Genomic DNA, 16,128 nt, shown 5'->3' on the forward strand with positions numbered 1-16,128 from the left:
GGTCTATCCCGTGCACGGGGAATGGAGAATAACAATCCTTGACCCTGATTCCCTTATCTACCAATTGCTTGGCAGCAGACATCAGTGTCTGGTCGTCATCGTACATCGCATATATCACACTATTCGCCATCTGATATCAATGCTTGTTTTTATACTCTTCACCTGAGATCTTCAAAATACTCTTCAGCTCATTCAGTGCCAATACCGGGAAGAACCGGGCAAAGAGCAGGAATAGCGTGAAGAAGATCCCCAATGTGCCTATGAATACGCCCACATCGACAAAGGTCGGGTGGAACATGGTCCAGCTCGAAGGGACGTAGTCTCTATGGAGAGAGGTGACAATGATCACGTATCGTTCGAACCACATACCGATGTTCACGATAATGGACATGAAGAATGTGAAGCTCAAACTCCTTCTCAATTTCCTGATCCAGAACAATTGAGGAGAAATCACATTACAGGTCATCATGGTCCAGTAGGCCACCATATAAGGTCCAGAGAATCTGTTGATGAAGGCATAGGATTCATACTCGACCCCTGAGTACCAAGAAATGAAGAGCTCGGTTATGTAGGCGATACCTACGATCGAACCGGTCACGATGATGACGATGTTCATGTACTCTACATGTTTCACGGTCACGTAATTCTCCAATCGCATCACCTTACGCATGATGAGCATCAAGGTCTGCACCATGGCAAATCCAGAGAATACCGCTCCTGATACGAAATAGGGAGGGAAGATAGTCGTGTGCCAACCGGGGATGACCGAAGTGGCGAAGTCCATGGATACGATGGAGTGCACTGAGAATACCAGTGGGGTGGCTATTCCTGCCAGTACGAGAGAAACCTCTTCGAATCTGTTCCAATGCTTGGCCTTACCACTCCATCCGAAACTCAACAAACCGTATACCTTCTTGGCCGTTGGGGCCTTCATACGGTCGCGGATGGTAGCAAAATCAGGGATCAGACCGATATACCAGAATACCAGTGAAACAGTGAAGTAGGTGGATATCGCAAATACATCCCAGAGTAGTGGAGAGTTGAAGTTCACCCAGAGTGATCCGAATTGATTAGGTAGTGGGAATACGAAGTAGGCCAACCAGATCCTTCCCATGTGTATCCCTGGGAAGAGTGCGGCCATCATTACGGCAAAGATGGTCATGGCTTCTGCCGACCGGTTGATCGCCATTCTCCAGCGTTGTCTGAAAAGAAGCAGTACCGCAGAGATAAGTGTTCCGGCATGACCGATTCCTACCCACCAAACGAAATTGGTGATATCCCAGGCCCAACCTACCGTCTTATTCAATCCCCATACACCTATACCGGTGCCTATCAAATAGAGGATACAGCCTATTCCCCACAGGGCAACAATCCCCGCAATGGTCAGTCCGAGATACCAGGCCTTGGACGCCTTGTTCTCGATCGGCCCGACCACATCAGCTGTGATGTCCCCGTAGGACTTCTCACCTAATATGAGTGGTTCTCTTATTGCAGCTTCTTTGAACATCTATGGCTCGTTTTACGCTTGATTTTCTTCTCTGTTCCTGACCTTGACCATGTATGAGATACTAGGTCGGGTCCCAACCTCTTCCAAGGCCAGATAAGAACGTTTGTTTCCTTTCCGCTTACTGATCATAGAATCCTCGTCATTCATATCACCGAAGGTGATGCAATCGTTCGGACAGACTTCTGAACAGGCGGTCTGTATACTACCATCAGGTACGGGAGTACCGTTGATCTTGGCATCCAACTTACCGGCCTGGATACGCTGCATACACATGCTGCACTTCTCCATCACCCCTCGCGAGCGCACTGTCACATCCGGATTGAGCACCATTCTTCCTGTCCAATCCTGAGTTGGATTGACCTCGGTGAACTTGGCATAGGCCTTATAATTGAACCAGTTGAATCTTCTGACCTTATATGGGCAGTTGTTCGCACAATATCTCGTACCGATGCACCTGTTATAGGTCATCTGATTGATTCCTTCACTAGAATGCGTAGTAGCAGCTACCGGACATACTGTCTCACATGGAGCGTGATTACAGTGCTGACACATCATAGGCATGTGCACCACGGATGGGTTTTCCGAAGGAATCTCCATCTGACGATACATCTCGATCTTGCTGAGGCCTTCTTCTGCTCCCTTCTCCTTGTCCATTCCTGAGGAGAAGTAGCGGTCGATACGGAGCCAGTGCATATCTCTTGATCTGCGTACCTCATCTTTACCTACCACCGGAACATTGTTCTCAGAATGGCAAGCCGTGATACATGCTCCACAACCTAGGCAGGACGACAGGTCGATACTCAGTCCCCACCAATGTCCGATATCCTCAATGGGATGCTCATCCCACAGATCCACTTCGGAGACCGGTTTCTGCACGATCTCCCCGTTCTCATGCATGGGCAATACATGGGGTGGATTGTAGACCTTGGAGTCTGCTGTCTGGAAAGTCTCAAGAGTGGTTTCTTTCAGGACCGATGTGCGGTCCATCAAGGTGTGGTGAGTCTGTGTAGATGCTATGGGCCATTCGGCTCCAGTAGCGGCTACAGATGCTCCACTTGCCGCATAGGAGAATGTATCCCCATTCATGGTGACCAATCGGAAGGCATTGGCCCCGATAGGCTTTCTCAGTCCATTGTCATCCAACTCATATCCACCGCGTTCCTTGATCAGGAATGCAGCTCTACCGATCTCCTCATCTCCTGCTCCACGGCCATACCCCAAAGCAATCCCTACGGTCCCTGATTTCTGTCCGGGAACGGGTACTGCAGGGAGTTCGAGGGCGACTCCATTGAGCGTGATCGTGACCACTGTAGCAGGAAGTTCTTCCCCCAGATGCATGTTGAATCCTTGGGCAGCAACATCCGCAGGTGAGAGTGTCGCATAGTTATCCCAGCATATCTTAGTGATGGGATCAGGCAATTCCTGCAACCATGGATTGGTCGCATGAGAACCGGTGCCTATCCCCACTTTGGTATAGAGGAACACTTCAATATCCTGAGCTGAAGCCGCTTGTTGCTGTACAGATGCCAAGGCAACTGAAATATCTGTAGCTGAGTCTCCTCCTTCTTCATCACTGGCCAGTGGACTAGAGTCAGGCATGGGAGTGTTCAGATCGACAGAACCGTTGTGCAAGGAGTAGTTCCAGAAATCGTCTCCAGACCTTTCACTCTGCATGGCCACCATGTCCGATGTCCAGTTCTCCTTAATGAAGTCGTGATAGCTTCCTTCATAACCCGACCACTTCAATATAGACTCTTGGAATTGTCTTGTATTGTTCAGTGGAGAAATGGTCGGTTGAGCCAATGCGTAGTGAGCACCTACCACATTGAAGTCATTCCAGGATTCCATGGCATGATGCGAAGGAAGGATGTGACTGCAATGCTTAGCGGTCTCATCCGCGTGCATGGAGAAAGAAATAGAAAGAGGCACTTTAGCAAGACCACTCACAAAGGCATCGGCCATAGGCGAATCATAGGCTGGATTGACGCCATGCATGAAAATAGCAGACACAGAGCCTGATTCCATGCGGCTGATAAGCGATTCGAAATCCTTTGCATTGCCATTGGACATCCGTACCGGACGATCCATGTCGATGGTCTGCCCGAAATTCCCAAGTGCTTCATTGATCGCGCTTGCGATCATCTGTACATGGGCATCATTACTCCCCGCGAGAACCAAGGATTCTCCAGCGGCCTTTTTCAAAGCTGAAGCAGCCCTGGATGTTGCATCAGAAAGCTCATTGGTGGCACCTTGTCCTGTGATGTGATTGTAGATAGCAGCTAGTGCAAGGCCTTCCTGGGAAGGTTTGATGGCTGTGCGATAGTCTGCATTGGATCCTGTCAAGGACATACCTGCTTCGAAGTGATGGTGCTGATTCATCCACTCACCTTCTGGCTTTCTGCGACTCCCGTAATCTGCCGTGTATTGAGCAGAAAGTGGATAGTCGTTCATGAAATCTGCACCTACTCCTACGATGACTTTGGCCTTGGAGAAATCACAGTATGGAATGACTGCTTTCCCAAAGGAGGCCTGATTGGCCTTTCTGATGCCTTCGAAAGAGCGTGGGTCGTACTGTACATGCGTAACTTCCGCTTCTGGGTAGGCTTTTGAGAACTTGGACATCGCCTTGAATGTACTCGGGCTGGCAATGCTCTCAGTCAAAAAGACAACTTCACCCGATGCTTCAGAAAGAGCTTTACGCACCACCTGATCGGCATCCTCCCACTTCAAGTCTGTTCCATCCTTATTTCTAGGTCCACTCAATCTGGTGCTGTCATAGAGGGACAGTACCGAAGAGTTGATACGCGCGTTGATGGCGCCCATTCCATGGTCAGGATTGCCTTTGATATAAATAGGTCTTCCTTCTCTGGTCTTGACCAGGATGGATGCGTAATCGTAGCCATCGAAATACGTGCTCGCGTAATAGGTCGGAAGACCCGGAGTCACCTCTTCCGGCTTATTGACGTAAGGTATGACCTTGGTCACTGGGGTCTCGCATGCAGCCAGTGTAGCTGCACCCACACTGAATCCGAGGAATTTGAGAAAATCCCTACGCCCTGTGCTTGCCTCACTAGCACCAGCACCAGTCACGAATTCCTCTACTGGTACTTCAGAAGTGAATTCATTATCTCGGGCCTGCTTGAACTCCTCCGTTTCGTGGAGTTCTTCCATCCCTGTCCAATATCTGTTGTCAGCTCCCATCGGGTCTAATTCTGATCTGATCAATAATGACACTTAGAACACTCCCAACCACCCAGCTCTTTGGCGGTGATCGCTCCATCTTCCAAATACTCTCTCAACAACTCGACTCCTTGGTCAGTACTTACCATACGGGCGTGTATCTCATCGTAATAGCCGTTTTCTGAACCACTTGCGGTCATCTGAGTGACGCTGGTCTCATTGTGACAATTGATACACCAACCCATGGTCAGTGAACTCACCTGCTCGACTACTTCCATCTCATCGACTTGACCATGACAGGTCTCGCACTCGAGGCCGGCCACCTTGACGTGTTGGGCATGATTGAAATATACATGGTCAGGAAGGTCGTGGACCTTGATCCATTCGATCGGTTCGGTGTCTCCAGTATATACGAAGTTCTCTACATCCCAACCGATGGCCTGGTAGATCTTGGCAATCTCGTCCTTCCCGTATTTCGGTCCTTCTTTGATGTACTTATGACAGTTCATGCAGACGTTGGCCGAAGGGATAAGCGGGGTCTTGCTCTTCTGAGCAGTGGAGTGGCAATACTGACACTCGATCTGATTCTCACCGGCATGCAGGGCATGGGAGAATTTGATCGGTTGATCCGGTTTGTAGTTCTCTACAACATCTTCTCCACCATACACACCTATGCGGGCCGCCCAATCCCATGCTGCTACGATGAGGAGCACCATGACGAAAATACCGATGATACTGACCAGGGTGCGGTTATCCCACATCCAAGCCTTCATGGCTTCTCCGTATCCTATCTCTTCCGGACTGCGACCTTCTTTGATGGCTTCCGCTACCTCCAATTGTCGTTTGACTCCGGAAAGTGAGAAGATCACAGCTATGAAGATCAGGCCAAAGACGAGCCACCACATCCAGGACATTCCTTGATCCTCAGACTCTTCACCACCTCCCTGTACCGCCACCACTTCTTCAGACACCACGGGGGGCACATATTCATTGATGTAGGTCAGGATATCTTCGATCTCGGTGTCATTCACGTTCTGCGCAGCCATCAGACCGAATCGGGCCTTGTATTCATTGACCAGACCGGTGACATAGGGGTCTCCAGTTGCGATCGCTGCGTTCGGATTCTTGATCCAGAGATAGAGGAGCTCCTCTTTTCCAGCCCAACGCTCAGTCACACCGGCCAATCCGGGTGCGGCATTGATCTCCTCTGTGGGATAATGGCATGAAGCACATTTGGCGTTGAATATCAGCTCACCATTGGCGTAATCGCCAGCCAAGAAGAACGAGGTCAAAAGGGTGAGTGCAAGGGAACTCAGTAACCGTTTCATTGTAAGAGTCCGAATGGACGGATGGTTCATAGGTCGTCTTGATTTTACACTCTTCTCCCGGACATGACAGGAGTCGATTATCGGGCGCAAATTTAACAAAGAGCCAATAGGGTGGAGAGGGCCTGTGCAAGCAATGAAATCTCTTTTGTTAATTTATACTCATTCTAAATAACGATGGCTCTTCTCAGCTGTAATCCTGTCCACATCTGACGAATTCACGGAGAGAATCATTAGCTACTGAAATCCTTCGATCTGTTGTGACTTCATGCCTTTCTGCCAGTCTGAACATCAAGGCACTATTTTTGGCGTTGCTTAGTTAAGAATTCGATCAGATCATGCGCATCCTTATCACACTATTGACCTTATCTATTGTGAGCACTTGTTTCTCTCAGGAGGATGAGGACTGGAGATTGTACCGCCCGAACAAGGGTGAGGTAGAAGAGAATGAGGAGATGCGTAGACCTGGTGGCGATGTCCCTATCTTGCGTGAGAAGGGTACTATACGGTACATACAGGATGAACGGATAACCGTAGTGGATGAATATCTGGTCTCCAATCCGATCAAGCAGGATGGATATCGGATCCAACTGATCTTCGGCTCGAGAGGCGAGGTATCCAATGCCCGCAGTCGATTCCTATCTCGTTTCCGCTATGCGGCCTATGAGACCTATCTGCCTCCCAATTTCAGATTACGAGTAGGCGATTTCATCAATCGATTCCAAGCGGAGAAAGCACTTCGGGATCTGCGAGGGAGCTTCCCCAATGCCTATATCGTCAGAGATAAGATAGAGGTACCTGAACAATTCAAGTGAGATCCAAAGAGTTGGACCGGTTCACGAGCAAGATGTAACGGTATCAGGTCTCGAGGGTCTGTTTGACCTCTACCTCTTCGAATGCTTCGATGTTGTCACCGACCTTGATATCATTGAAGTTCTCGACATTGAGTCCACATTCGTAGCCTTTGGCCACTTCTTTGACATCATCTTTGAAGCGCTTGAGTGACCCCAGTTTCCCAGTATAGATCACGATGCCATCCCGAATGACCCGCACCTGATTGTTGCGATAGATCTTTCCATCCAATACGAAACAACCTGCGATCGTCCCGACTTTGGAGATCTTGAAGATATCACGCACTTCTGCGGTACCCACGATGTTCTCCTCGATCTTGGCCGACAACATGCCTTCCATAGCATCTTTGACTTCTTCGATAGCATCGTAGATGACCGAGTAGAGTTTGATCTGGACCTCTTCTTTCTCTGCCATCCTGCGCGCAATGGCCGAAGGACGTACTTGGAATCCGATGATGATCGCATCTGAAGCAGAAGCAAGCAAAACATCAGACTCTGAGATCTGACCTATGGCCTTGTGAATGATCTTCACTTGGACCTTATCGGTAGACAGCTTCTGCAAGGAATCCGTCAGAGCCTCGATGGATCCATCCACGTCTCCTTTGAGGATGATGTTGAGCTCTTTGAATTCTCCGAGAGCGATCCTACGACCGATCTCATCCAGAGTGATGTGACGCTGGGTCCTGACTCCTTGCTCACGCTGCAGCTGCATACGTTTGTTTGCAATGGATTTTGCCTCCTTCTCATCGTCCAGTACGTGGAATCTATCACCGGCATTGGGTGCTCCATTCATTCCTAACACGATGACTGGCGCGGCCGGTCCGGCTTCTTCGATATTGTTTCCGCGCTCATTGAACATGGCTTTGACCTTTCCGAAGAATTGGCCTGCTACCATGGTATCTCCTACCCGCATGGTCCCTCCTTCCACGATCATGGTACATACGTACCCTCTTCCTTTATCCAGAGAGGATTCGATCACCGTACCTACGGCATTTTTCTCAGGATTGGCCTTAAGCTCGAGCATCTCAGCTTCCAAGAGCACCTTTTCCATGAGCTCTTCCACATTGGTCCCGTTCTTGGCCGAGATCTCTTGAGACTGGAACTTTCCTCCCCAGTCTTCCACCAGGATGTTCATACCAGATAGCTCTTCGCGGATCTTGTCTGCGTTGGCTCCGGGTTTATCCATTTTATTGAAGGCGAAGACCATAGGCACCTCGGCCGCTTGGGCGTGATTGATCGCCTCACGGGTCTGTGGCATCACGCTATCATCTGCTGCGATGACGATGATCGCCACATCGGTCACTTGGGCTCCACGTGCACGCATGGCGGTAAAGGCCTCGTGACCCGGAGTATCCAGGAACGTGATGCTCTTGCCATTCTCCATTTTCACTTGGTATGCACCGATATGCTGCGTGATTCCTCCGGCTTCTCCTGCGATGACATTGGCCTTACGCACATGGTCGAGCAAGGAGGTCTTACCGTGGTCAACGTGTCCCATCACTGTGACGATAGGTGGTCTGGAAGAAAGGTCTTCTTCCTTATCCTCTTCTACAGTAATGGCCTCTTGAATCTCAGCAGCTACGAATTCGACCGTATAGCCGAATTCTTCAGCAATGACTGTGATGGTCTCTGCATCTAGACGCTGATTGATGGATACGAGTATACCCAAGGTCATACATGCAGAAATAACTTCTGTGGCCGGAACATTCATCATGATGGCCAACTCGGAAACAGATACGAACTCGGTGAGTTTGAGTACCTTTTCTTCTTCCTTCGCCCGCTCTATCTCCTCTTCAGTACGCTGAGCGACCGCTTCTCTTTTAGCACGTCTGAGTTTGGCAGATGTCTTCTTTCCTTTACTGGAAAGTCTGGCCAAGGTCTCTTTGATCTCTTTCTGGATCTCTTCCTCAGAGATCTCTGTTTTGGTACGAGAACCGCCTTTGGCCCCACCTTTCTTGGTCTGTTTACCGACCTGGTCCACATCGACCTTGGGTTTGACGATCCGTTTTCTCTTCCGCTTCGGCTTCTCTTTTTCTACGGGCAGCTCGATCTTACCTAATACGGTGGTTCCTTTCAGTTTGTCGGCCTGGGCCTTGACGGTCTCTGGCTCTTCCTCCTCTTCTACCGATTCTTCTTTGATACCGGCTACGGAGCCAATGGTCTTCTTCTCTTCGGCCTCTTCTTCGGGCTTGGGCTCTTCTTTGGCTTCAGGAGCTGGAGCCGGAGCTTCTTCTTCCTTCTTCTCTTCCGCTTTCTTCTTTGGCTTAGGCTCGAGATCGATCTTGGTGACGACTTTAGGCTTTTCTATCTCAGCCTTGGCCTTGACGGTCTCGGTCTCTTTGGCTTTCTCTTCAGCTTTCTCTTCGGCCTCCTTAGCTGCTTGACGCGCGGCTTTCTCTGCCTCTTTCTTCTCAGCAGTCTTAATGGCTATCGTCTCTCTCACCACCGGTTCTGTCACGGTCTGAGAACGTGATTCTTCCTTGATCTGTCGATCTGCTTGGAATTCATCCAATAGCAGTTCGTACATCTCAGGGCTGAGCTTGGTGTTGGGCTTGGCCTCTACCTCGAACCCTTTTTCACTGAGAAATTCGACTACGTGCTGTAACCCAAGATTCACTTCTCGGGCTGCTTTACTTAATCTGACTGCTTTATCCGCCATATAGATCTACTACTCTTCTTGCTTCTGGTCGTTCAGGAATTATGAAGGTATATCACCTATCCAATTCCTCCCTGAGGATCTTTGTTACTTCACTGATGGTCACATCCTCCAGATCGGTACGCTTGACCAGATCTTCCTCAGGTATTTCCAATACACTTCGTGCCGTATCACAACCGATGGCTTTGAGCTCATCGATTATCCAGCTGTCGATCTCATCAGCAAACTCTTCCAAGTCCACATCATCATCGATCTCATCTCCTTCTCGGTAGACATCGATCTCGAATCCGGTCAATCTGCTTGCTAATTTGATATTGTGTCCTCCTTTACCGATGGCCAGAGACACTTGATCGGGCTTGAGGAACACATCTACTCTACGGCCTTCCTCATCGATATTCATGCTACTGATCTTGGCCGGGCTGAGTGCCCGAGTGATAAGTAGCTGGTCGTTACTCGTAAAGTTGATCACATCGATGTTCTCATTCTTCAATTCCCTTACGATGGAGTGTATCCGTGAGCCTTTCATACCTACACAGGCTCCTACGGGATCGATACGGTCATCATAGGATTCAACGGCCACCTTGGCCCTTTCTCCCGGTTCTCTTACAATCTTCTTGATAGTGATGAGTCCATCGAAGACCTCAGGCACTTCCATCTCAAAGAGACGCTCGAGGAATTCTGGAGCGGTACGGGAGAGGATGATCACCGGGTTGTTGTTGCGCATCTCGACCTTGGCCACTACAGCTCTGACCGAATCTCCTTTCTTGAAGTAGTCGGTCTTGATCTGTTCTGATTTGGGAAGGATCAGTTCATTTCCCTCGTCATCGAGCACTAGGATCTCTTTTCTCCATATCTGATAGACCTCCCCTGTGATGATATCTCCGACACGTTCAGAATATTTCTTGTAGATGTTCCCTTTTTCCAGATCATCGATGGTGGATTTGAGGGATTGACGGAGGGCGAGGATATTCCGTCTACCGAAATCCTCCAGTTTGATCTCTTCAGAAACCTCTTCTCCGATCTCGAAATCCTCTTCGATCTTGATGGCCTCCGAATAGGCGATCTCCATGTTCTCATCTTCCACTTCCCCATCTGGCACTATCTCACGGTTCTGCCAGATCTCGAGGTCTCCTTTATCCACATTCAGGATGATGTCGAAGTTCTCGTCTGTGCCGTACTTTCTGATCAAAGTGCTTCTGAACACCTCTTCGAGAATGTTCATCATGGTCACACGGTCGATGTTCTTGAATTCTTTGAACTCTGAGAACGATTCTATCAACGTAGCGCTATCCATTGTTCTATTATAGTAAGTCTGTCTCTTATTTAAACTCTAATTCCACATAGGTCTCCGCGACCTCTTCCATGGGAATCTCTATCTTTTCTGTGACCCATTCTTTGGCCTTTCGCCCTGGAATCCTTCTCTTCTCTTTGGTCTCCACGGTAATTGTATCACTGTCTGCCTCGAGAAGTTGTCCTTTGAGCACCCGACCATCGGTCCTTTTCACCTTTACGGAACGACCGATGTTCTTGATGTATTGATCGAGGACCTTGAAGGGCCGATCCAAGCCGGGTGAAGTCACCTCCAGAGCAAAATCTTCTTCGTCCCTATCCAATTGATTCTCAAGGGCTCGACTCACCTCTATACAGTCCGTGATAGACACAGGGCGGGTGCGATCATCCAACTCGATGTAGATACGATTTCCGACATCTACCTTAAGAGTGACGATGAACTGCTCACCGCGGAGTATTTCATCCAACAAGGCTCTTATCCGATCTTCTCCAATCATCTGGGCCGCTATAAAAAAAGAGGGGCTCTCCCCTCTTTCCATGCCTTTTCACTTAATTCAGCGCAAAGATACGTTAAAAAATCCTTCGTTAAAACGCTCTATCACCTATCCCTTATCGGGGAGTTCTGTTCGGCCTGGCCATTGTCATATTTCTTCTCCTCGATGAGTTTGCCCGAGCGGGTATAGGTCTTGCACGTCCCATGTCTTCGATTATTGCGATATGTACAGTCCGACTGCACTGTACCTCTGGGGTGGTAGTCGACCACTCGTCCTTCTAGACGTCCATTCTCGTAAGAACATTTACGCATGGGTGCCCCATGAGGGAAGTAGTAGGTCCATTCGCCTTCTGGTCGTTCATCGAGATAGGTCCCTTCTGAGATGAGTATACCATCTGGACTGTAATCCTTCCAAGGGCCATGCATTTTTCCTTCCCGATAGAATCCTGTCTGATCGGGTTTCCCTGAAGGGAGAAAATACTTCCATTCTCCGTGCTTCATATCATCTTTCCAATGTCCGGAATATTGCAATTGTCCATCGGCATCCCATCCTTGCCAGAGCCCCTCGAGTCGTCCTTTGAGGAATCCTCCTTGGTCTTTTAGCTGGCCATTGACATGCCATGAACTCCATGTGCCTTCTTCTACCCCGTCCACATACTCTCCTTCTTGAAGCTTCTGACCATTCTCATACCAAGTGGTCCAAGTGCCTTGTTCTTTATCCTCCTTAAATACACCTTTGCGCCAGAGGCTTCCATCGTTATAGTAATAGACCCATTCACCAGTCTTCTTACCTTTTATATAGGAACCTGTATAATTCAGGTTTCCATTCGTGTAATAATACTTCCAGATTCCGTGCTGCTTATCATCCAAGAAGGACCCTTGCATATCCAAATTGCCGGATCGGTCATTCCATGTCCATTGCCCGGATTTGACTCCATTTGCAAATGAGCCATAGACAAGGGTGTCCCCATTAGCGAGGAACTCTACGTAGTTACCCTGCTTCGACCCCTTGGAGTACTCTACGCGCTTTATCACCGCCCCATTCAAGGCAAGGGTACTCCAGGTCCCCTCACGCTGACCTTCAATGAACGACCCTTTTATCTTGATCTCGCCTGTGGGATAGTATTCTACATACTCCCCGGAAGGGAGTCCATTCTGGATGGTATAGCGGTTCTTTTGAGCACCTGAGGGATACAACTCCGAGTAGACCCCCTCACCACTGTTCACCTCTCCTTGACCTTCAGGAAGGTGTGCTTCCCAGATGAATCTTGTATCGGACTCGGGGACATACTCCTCATGCATCAATGTGTCACCATCTGCATCCAGATAGACCCAGTCTCCCACCTTCTTGTCTTTTGAGAAATGTCCCATTTCCATCAATGCACCGTTCTCATAGAAGGTGCGCATGATGCTGTCCTGCTTATCCATGATCCAGTAGGCCTCCACCTTGACCTGTCCACTGGGATAGTAGACTGTGGATGGACCATGGAATTTTCCTTTGAAATAATTGCTGACCTCTTTGACCTCACCACCGGGGTAATAATAGGTCCATTCTCGATGCTCGAATCCCGAGAAATAGGTGCCTTCGCTTTTCTTAATGGTATTGTCAGCATCCCAATACTCTACGAAGGCTTGTTCTTGAGCAACTAGGAGGATATTCGAGAATAGTACGACAAAGGTCCAATACAGTCTGTGTAGTGACATGGCTCCAAAACTATAGCTAGTACAGAGGCATAACGCAGGAGGTGGTTCAAAGTTTTTCAACGGAGATTCTCTGTCCTCAATCGAATGAACTAGGGAACAAAAAAAGCACCTCCAGTGAAGGAAGTGCTTTGTAAGATCTTGTTGGCCCACCAGGGCTTAATCGACTCTCTTCGTTCGCTCAGCACAGGCTTCTCACCCTGGTACTGAACCAATAGTGCTCAACAAAAAAAGCACCTCCAATCAAGGAAGTGCTTTGTAAGATCTTGTTGGCCCACCAGGGCTCGAACCTGGACTCTTCTGAACCAAAATCAGACGTGTTGCCAGTTACACCATGGGCCAAAAGCGGTGCAAAAATAGAATATTCCAATAATGAAACAATCCTCTCATAGGTGATCTATAGGAGCGCTGGAGCTGTTAATTCACGTTAATTGAAGGGAACATCTGATTCCATCCCCTGTCAAGGCTTCTTTAAATACCTAAATTCGGCCGATCCAATCAAAGGAGAATGCAATTCAGCAAGCTTAATAACATACTCGGGTGGGTGGTCTTTGCCATCAGCACATTTGTCTACTTCTCGACCATCGAGCCCACTGCCAGTTTCTGGGACTGTGGTGAATTCATCGCTACCGCATATAAATTGGAAGTAGGTCACCCACCGGGTGCTCCGTTCTTCATGATCCTTGGCCGGTTATTCTCTGCTTTCGTTCCGGTGGAATATGCGGCTACATCGATCAACATATTATCAGCCCTCAGTTCGAGTTTCACCATCCTGTTCCTCTTCTGGTCTATCACGGCCTTTGCCAAGAAACTCGCTACAGTCGAAGGTAAGGAACTCACCGATGGAAGCATCATCGCCATTCTAGGAAGTGGTCTCATCGGAGCCTTGTGCTACACTTTCTCTGATTCTTTCTGGTTCTCTGCGGTAGAAGGTGAAGTCTACGCTATCTCCTCACTTTTCACTGCACTGGTGTTCTGGGCCATTCTCAAATGGGATGCCGAGGAACAGAGCGCACGCAGCGACCGGTGGATCATCCTGATCGCTTACCTGATGGGTCTTTCTATAGGTGTTCACCTGCTGAATCTCCTATGTATCCCTGCCATAGCGCTGGTGATGTACTTGAAGAACAACGATCTCAATCTGAAGGGGCTGATACTGACGGGAGTCTTGTCCATGATCGTATTGGGATTCATCCAATCGGGTATCATCCCTGGTGTGGTCTCATTGGCTGGAGGTTATGAGCTCTTCTTTACCGAGAATCTGGGTTCTGGCTTCAATATCGGGGTGAGTGTGTTCTCTATCCTTCTGGTGGCATTGATCGTACTCTTGACCGCCTATTCCCATGGTCCTTCCGACAAATTGAAGTGGTCTATTCTCGGGACCTTGGTGCTACTCCTGATCCCTACCCTCTTCAATGATTTCTTGGGTGGCAGCGCTAAGTTCTTCTGTGTATTGGTGGCAGGTGGACTTGCTTACTTCATCATGCGTACCAAAGAGCCCAATCGTATACTGCATGTATCGATCATGAGTTTTGCGGTCATCCTTATCGGGTATTCCACCTTTGCGATGATCGTCATCCGGAGTTCTGCCAATCCTCCAATGGATGAGAACAATCCGGAGAATGTATTCACTCTCCTGAGCTACCTCAACCGTGAACAATACGGTGATAGACCGCTGCTCAAGGGGCATTATTGGATGGCTCCTACCGTGGGCACTGAAGATGGGGACCCGGTCTATATGAAGGCATATTCCGTAAAAGACGGGAAACGTACAGTGATCTCTTACAATAACCGCTATGATGCTGAAAAGTACCTAGAGGCCAATTCTGGGATGGAGATAGAAGAGGAATACATCATCTCTGATCCTAGAAAGAATTCCGTCTACGAGTATGACTCGCGATTCGAGGCCATTTTCCCTCGGATGTATAGCTCTCAACCCAATCATGTCGAAGCATACAAGGCCTGGAGCGATTTTAGAGGCAAACCCACTCCGGTCAGTGATGGTCAAGGGGGAAGACTCAAGGTCCCTACCCCTTCAGAGAACTTCAGGTTCTTCATCCGATATCAGGTCAATCACATGTATTGGCGCTACTTCATGTGGAATTTCGTGGGTCGTCAGAATGACATTCAGGGACATGGGGGGATACTGCACGGGAACTGGTTGAGCGGAGTCGAATTCATCGATGAGCAACGCTTGGGAAGTCAAGATGGCCTTCCATCCTTGTATGAGGAGAACAAAGCCAGGAATACATTCTTCTTCCTTCCCCTCCTACTGGGGATCATCGGTCTGATCTATCAATTGGTCAAAGACACCAAGAACTGGCTCGTGATCATGTTGTTATTCCTCTTGACCGGACTGGCCATTGTGATATATCTGAACCAGTACCCCTACCAACCACGAGAACGGGATTATGCCTATGTAGGTTCCTTCTATGCCTTTGCGATGTGGGTAGGACTGGGTGTGTATGCGCTATATGATGCTGTGCGCAATGTCAACAAACGCAATCTGACACGGATCCTATTGGCCGTGGTAGGCACAGGAGGGCTCATCTATCTGATGGAGAGCGGAGGCTCAGGTGATCATAGTTTCTCCTTTGCGATCCTCTACATGGGTCTTCTAGGAACAGGACTGATCGCATTGATGGCCTTTGTAGGAGTTAGAATCGGTGAGAAGAACACCGCTCTGCTCTCCACCGTGATAGGTCTGGCCATACCTCTGGTCATGGTTGCCGATGGCTGGGATGACCACAATCGGTCTAAGAGACGGACCGGAGTGGACATTGCAAAGAACTACCTCCAGAGTTGTGAGGAGAATTCCATCATATTCACCAATGGGGACAACGACACCTTCCCACTATGGTATGCCCAAGAGGTAGAAGGAGTACGTACTGATATACGCGTGGTGAATCTCAGCCTGCTCAACACAGACTGGTACATCGATCAGATGAAACGAAAGGCCTACGAGTCCGATCCAGTGCCATTTACTATCGAAGAGCCTAAGTACAGACAAGGCACACGGGATGTGGTATTGGTCAATCCTGAGCAGAATACCGAGCGAATGGAATTGAAGGAAGCCCTCAAGGTGGCCCTGGACGATTCGCAGAAGATCCCCATTCGTGGCATGG

At 48.9% G+C, this 16,128-nt stretch carries 10 protein-coding genes and 1 tRNA gene; 2 read left to right on the forward strand and 9 right to left on the reverse strand.

Going from position 1 to position 16,128, the window contains the following annotated elements:
• The 4 genes from HKN79_01220 to HKN79_01235 all read right to left on the reverse strand — a co-directional run.
• Positions 1 to 130, reverse strand: a 130-nt coding sequence (locus tag HKN79_01220) for a DUF3341 domain-containing protein (protein NNC82170.1), incomplete at its 3' end; no start/stop codon positions are given.
• A gap of 6 nt (positions 131 to 136) precedes the next feature.
• The gene (gene nrfD, locus HKN79_01225) at positions 137 to 1,507 is read right to left on the reverse strand and encodes a polysulfide reductase NrfD (GenBank protein ID NNC82171.1); all 1,371 of its coding nucleotides are present in this window, start codon (positions 1,505 to 1,507) and stop codon (positions 137 to 139) included.
• A gap of 12 nt (positions 1,508 to 1,519) precedes the next feature.
• A complete protein-coding gene (locus HKN79_01230; GenBank protein NNC82172.1) occupies positions 1,520 to 4,678 on the reverse strand; it encodes a TAT-variant-translocated molybdopterin oxidoreductase in 3,159 nt (1,052 codons plus the stop codon).
• A gap of 50 nt (positions 4,679 to 4,728) precedes the next feature.
• Positions 4,729 to 6,015 (reverse strand): c-type cytochrome, encoded by a 1,287-nt coding sequence (locus HKN79_01235; GenBank protein ID NNC82173.1) that lies wholly within the window; start codon positions 6,013 to 6,015, stop codon positions 4,729 to 4,731.
• Positions 6,016 to 6,350: 335 nt separating this feature from the next.
• On the opposite strand from HKN79_01235, the gene HKN79_01240 reads away from it, so the two are divergent.
• Positions 6,351 to 6,827 (forward strand): SPOR domain-containing protein, encoded by a 477-nt coding sequence (locus HKN79_01240; GenBank protein ID NNC82174.1) that lies wholly within the window; start codon positions 6,351 to 6,353, stop codon positions 6,825 to 6,827.
• A gap of 43 nt (positions 6,828 to 6,870) precedes the next feature.
• On the opposite strand, the gene infB is transcribed toward HKN79_01240, so the two are convergent.
• The 5 genes from infB to HKN79_01265 all read right to left on the reverse strand — a co-directional run bounded on the left by infB (position 6,871) and on the right by HKN79_01265 (position 13,345).
• Positions 6,871 to 9,522 carry a translation initiation factor IF-2 gene (gene infB, locus HKN79_01245; GenBank protein NNC82175.1) on the reverse strand — a complete coding sequence of 884 codons (2,652 nt, stop codon included), beginning with the start codon at positions 9,520 to 9,522 and terminating at the stop codon, positions 6,871 to 6,873.
• Positions 9,523 to 9,574: 52 nt separating this feature from the next.
• Complete coding sequence (gene nusA / locus HKN79_01250) at positions 9,575 to 10,813, reverse strand: transcription termination/antitermination protein NusA (GenBank protein ID NNC82176.1); 1,239 nt, start codon at positions 10,811 to 10,813, stop codon at positions 9,575 to 9,577.
• 25 nt (positions 10,814 to 10,838) lie between these two features.
• On the reverse strand, positions 10,839 to 11,306 hold the full coding sequence (gene rimP, locus HKN79_01255; protein ID NNC82177.1) for a ribosome assembly cofactor RimP: 468 nt from the start codon (positions 11,304 to 11,306) through the stop codon (positions 10,839 to 10,841).
• A 101-nt stretch (positions 11,307 to 11,407) separates the two neighbouring features.
• Complete coding sequence (locus tag HKN79_01260; protein NNC82178.1) at positions 11,408 to 13,006, reverse strand: hypothetical protein; 1,599 nt, start codon at positions 13,004 to 13,006, stop codon at positions 11,408 to 11,410.
• Between the two features lie 266 nt (positions 13,007 to 13,272).
• A tRNA-Gln gene (locus HKN79_01265) sits at positions 13,273 to 13,345 on the reverse strand.
• A 166-nt stretch (positions 13,346 to 13,511) separates the two neighbouring features.
• Between HKN79_01265 and HKN79_01270 the strand changes: the two genes are divergently transcribed.
• Positions 13,512 to 16,128, forward strand: a 2,617-nt coding sequence (locus HKN79_01270) for a DUF2723 domain-containing protein (protein NNC82179.1), incomplete at its 3' end; no start/stop codon positions are given.

Source organism: Flavobacteriales bacterium, assembly GCA_013001705.1.
In the GTDB taxonomy this organism is placed as follows: domain Bacteria; phylum Bacteroidota; class Bacteroidia; order Flavobacteriales_D; family JABDKJ01; genus JABDLZ01.

Bases quoted from the DNA above. Each gene is read 5' to 3' on its own strand.
- nrfD (NNC82171.1), bottom strand. From the start codon at position 1,507: ATGTTCAAAGAAGCTGCAATAAGAGAACCACTCATATTAGGTGAGAAG.
- HKN79_01230 (NNC82172.1), bottom strand. From the start codon at position 4,678: ATGGAAGAACTCCACGAAACGGAGGAGTTCAAGCAGGCCCGAGATAAT.
- HKN79_01235 (NNC82173.1), bottom strand. From the start codon at position 6,015: ATGAAACGGTTACTGAGTTCCCTTGCACTCACCCTTTTGACCTCGTTC.
- HKN79_01240 (NNC82174.1), top strand. From the start codon at position 6,351: ATGCGCATCCTTATCACACTATTGACCTTATCTATTGTGAGCACTTGT.
- infB (NNC82175.1), bottom strand. From the start codon at position 9,522: ATGGCGGATAAAGCAGTCAGATTAAGTAAAGCAGCCCGAGAAGTGAAT.
- nusA (NNC82176.1), bottom strand. From the start codon at position 10,813: ATGGATAGCGCTACGTTGATAGAATCGTTCTCAGAGTTCAAAGAATTC.
- rimP (NNC82177.1), bottom strand. From the start codon at position 11,306: ATGATTGGAGAAGATCGGATAAGAGCCTTGTTGGATGAAATACTCCGC.
- HKN79_01260 (NNC82178.1), bottom strand. From the start codon at position 13,006: ATGTCACTACACAGACTGTATTGGACCTTTGTCGTACTATTCTCGAAT.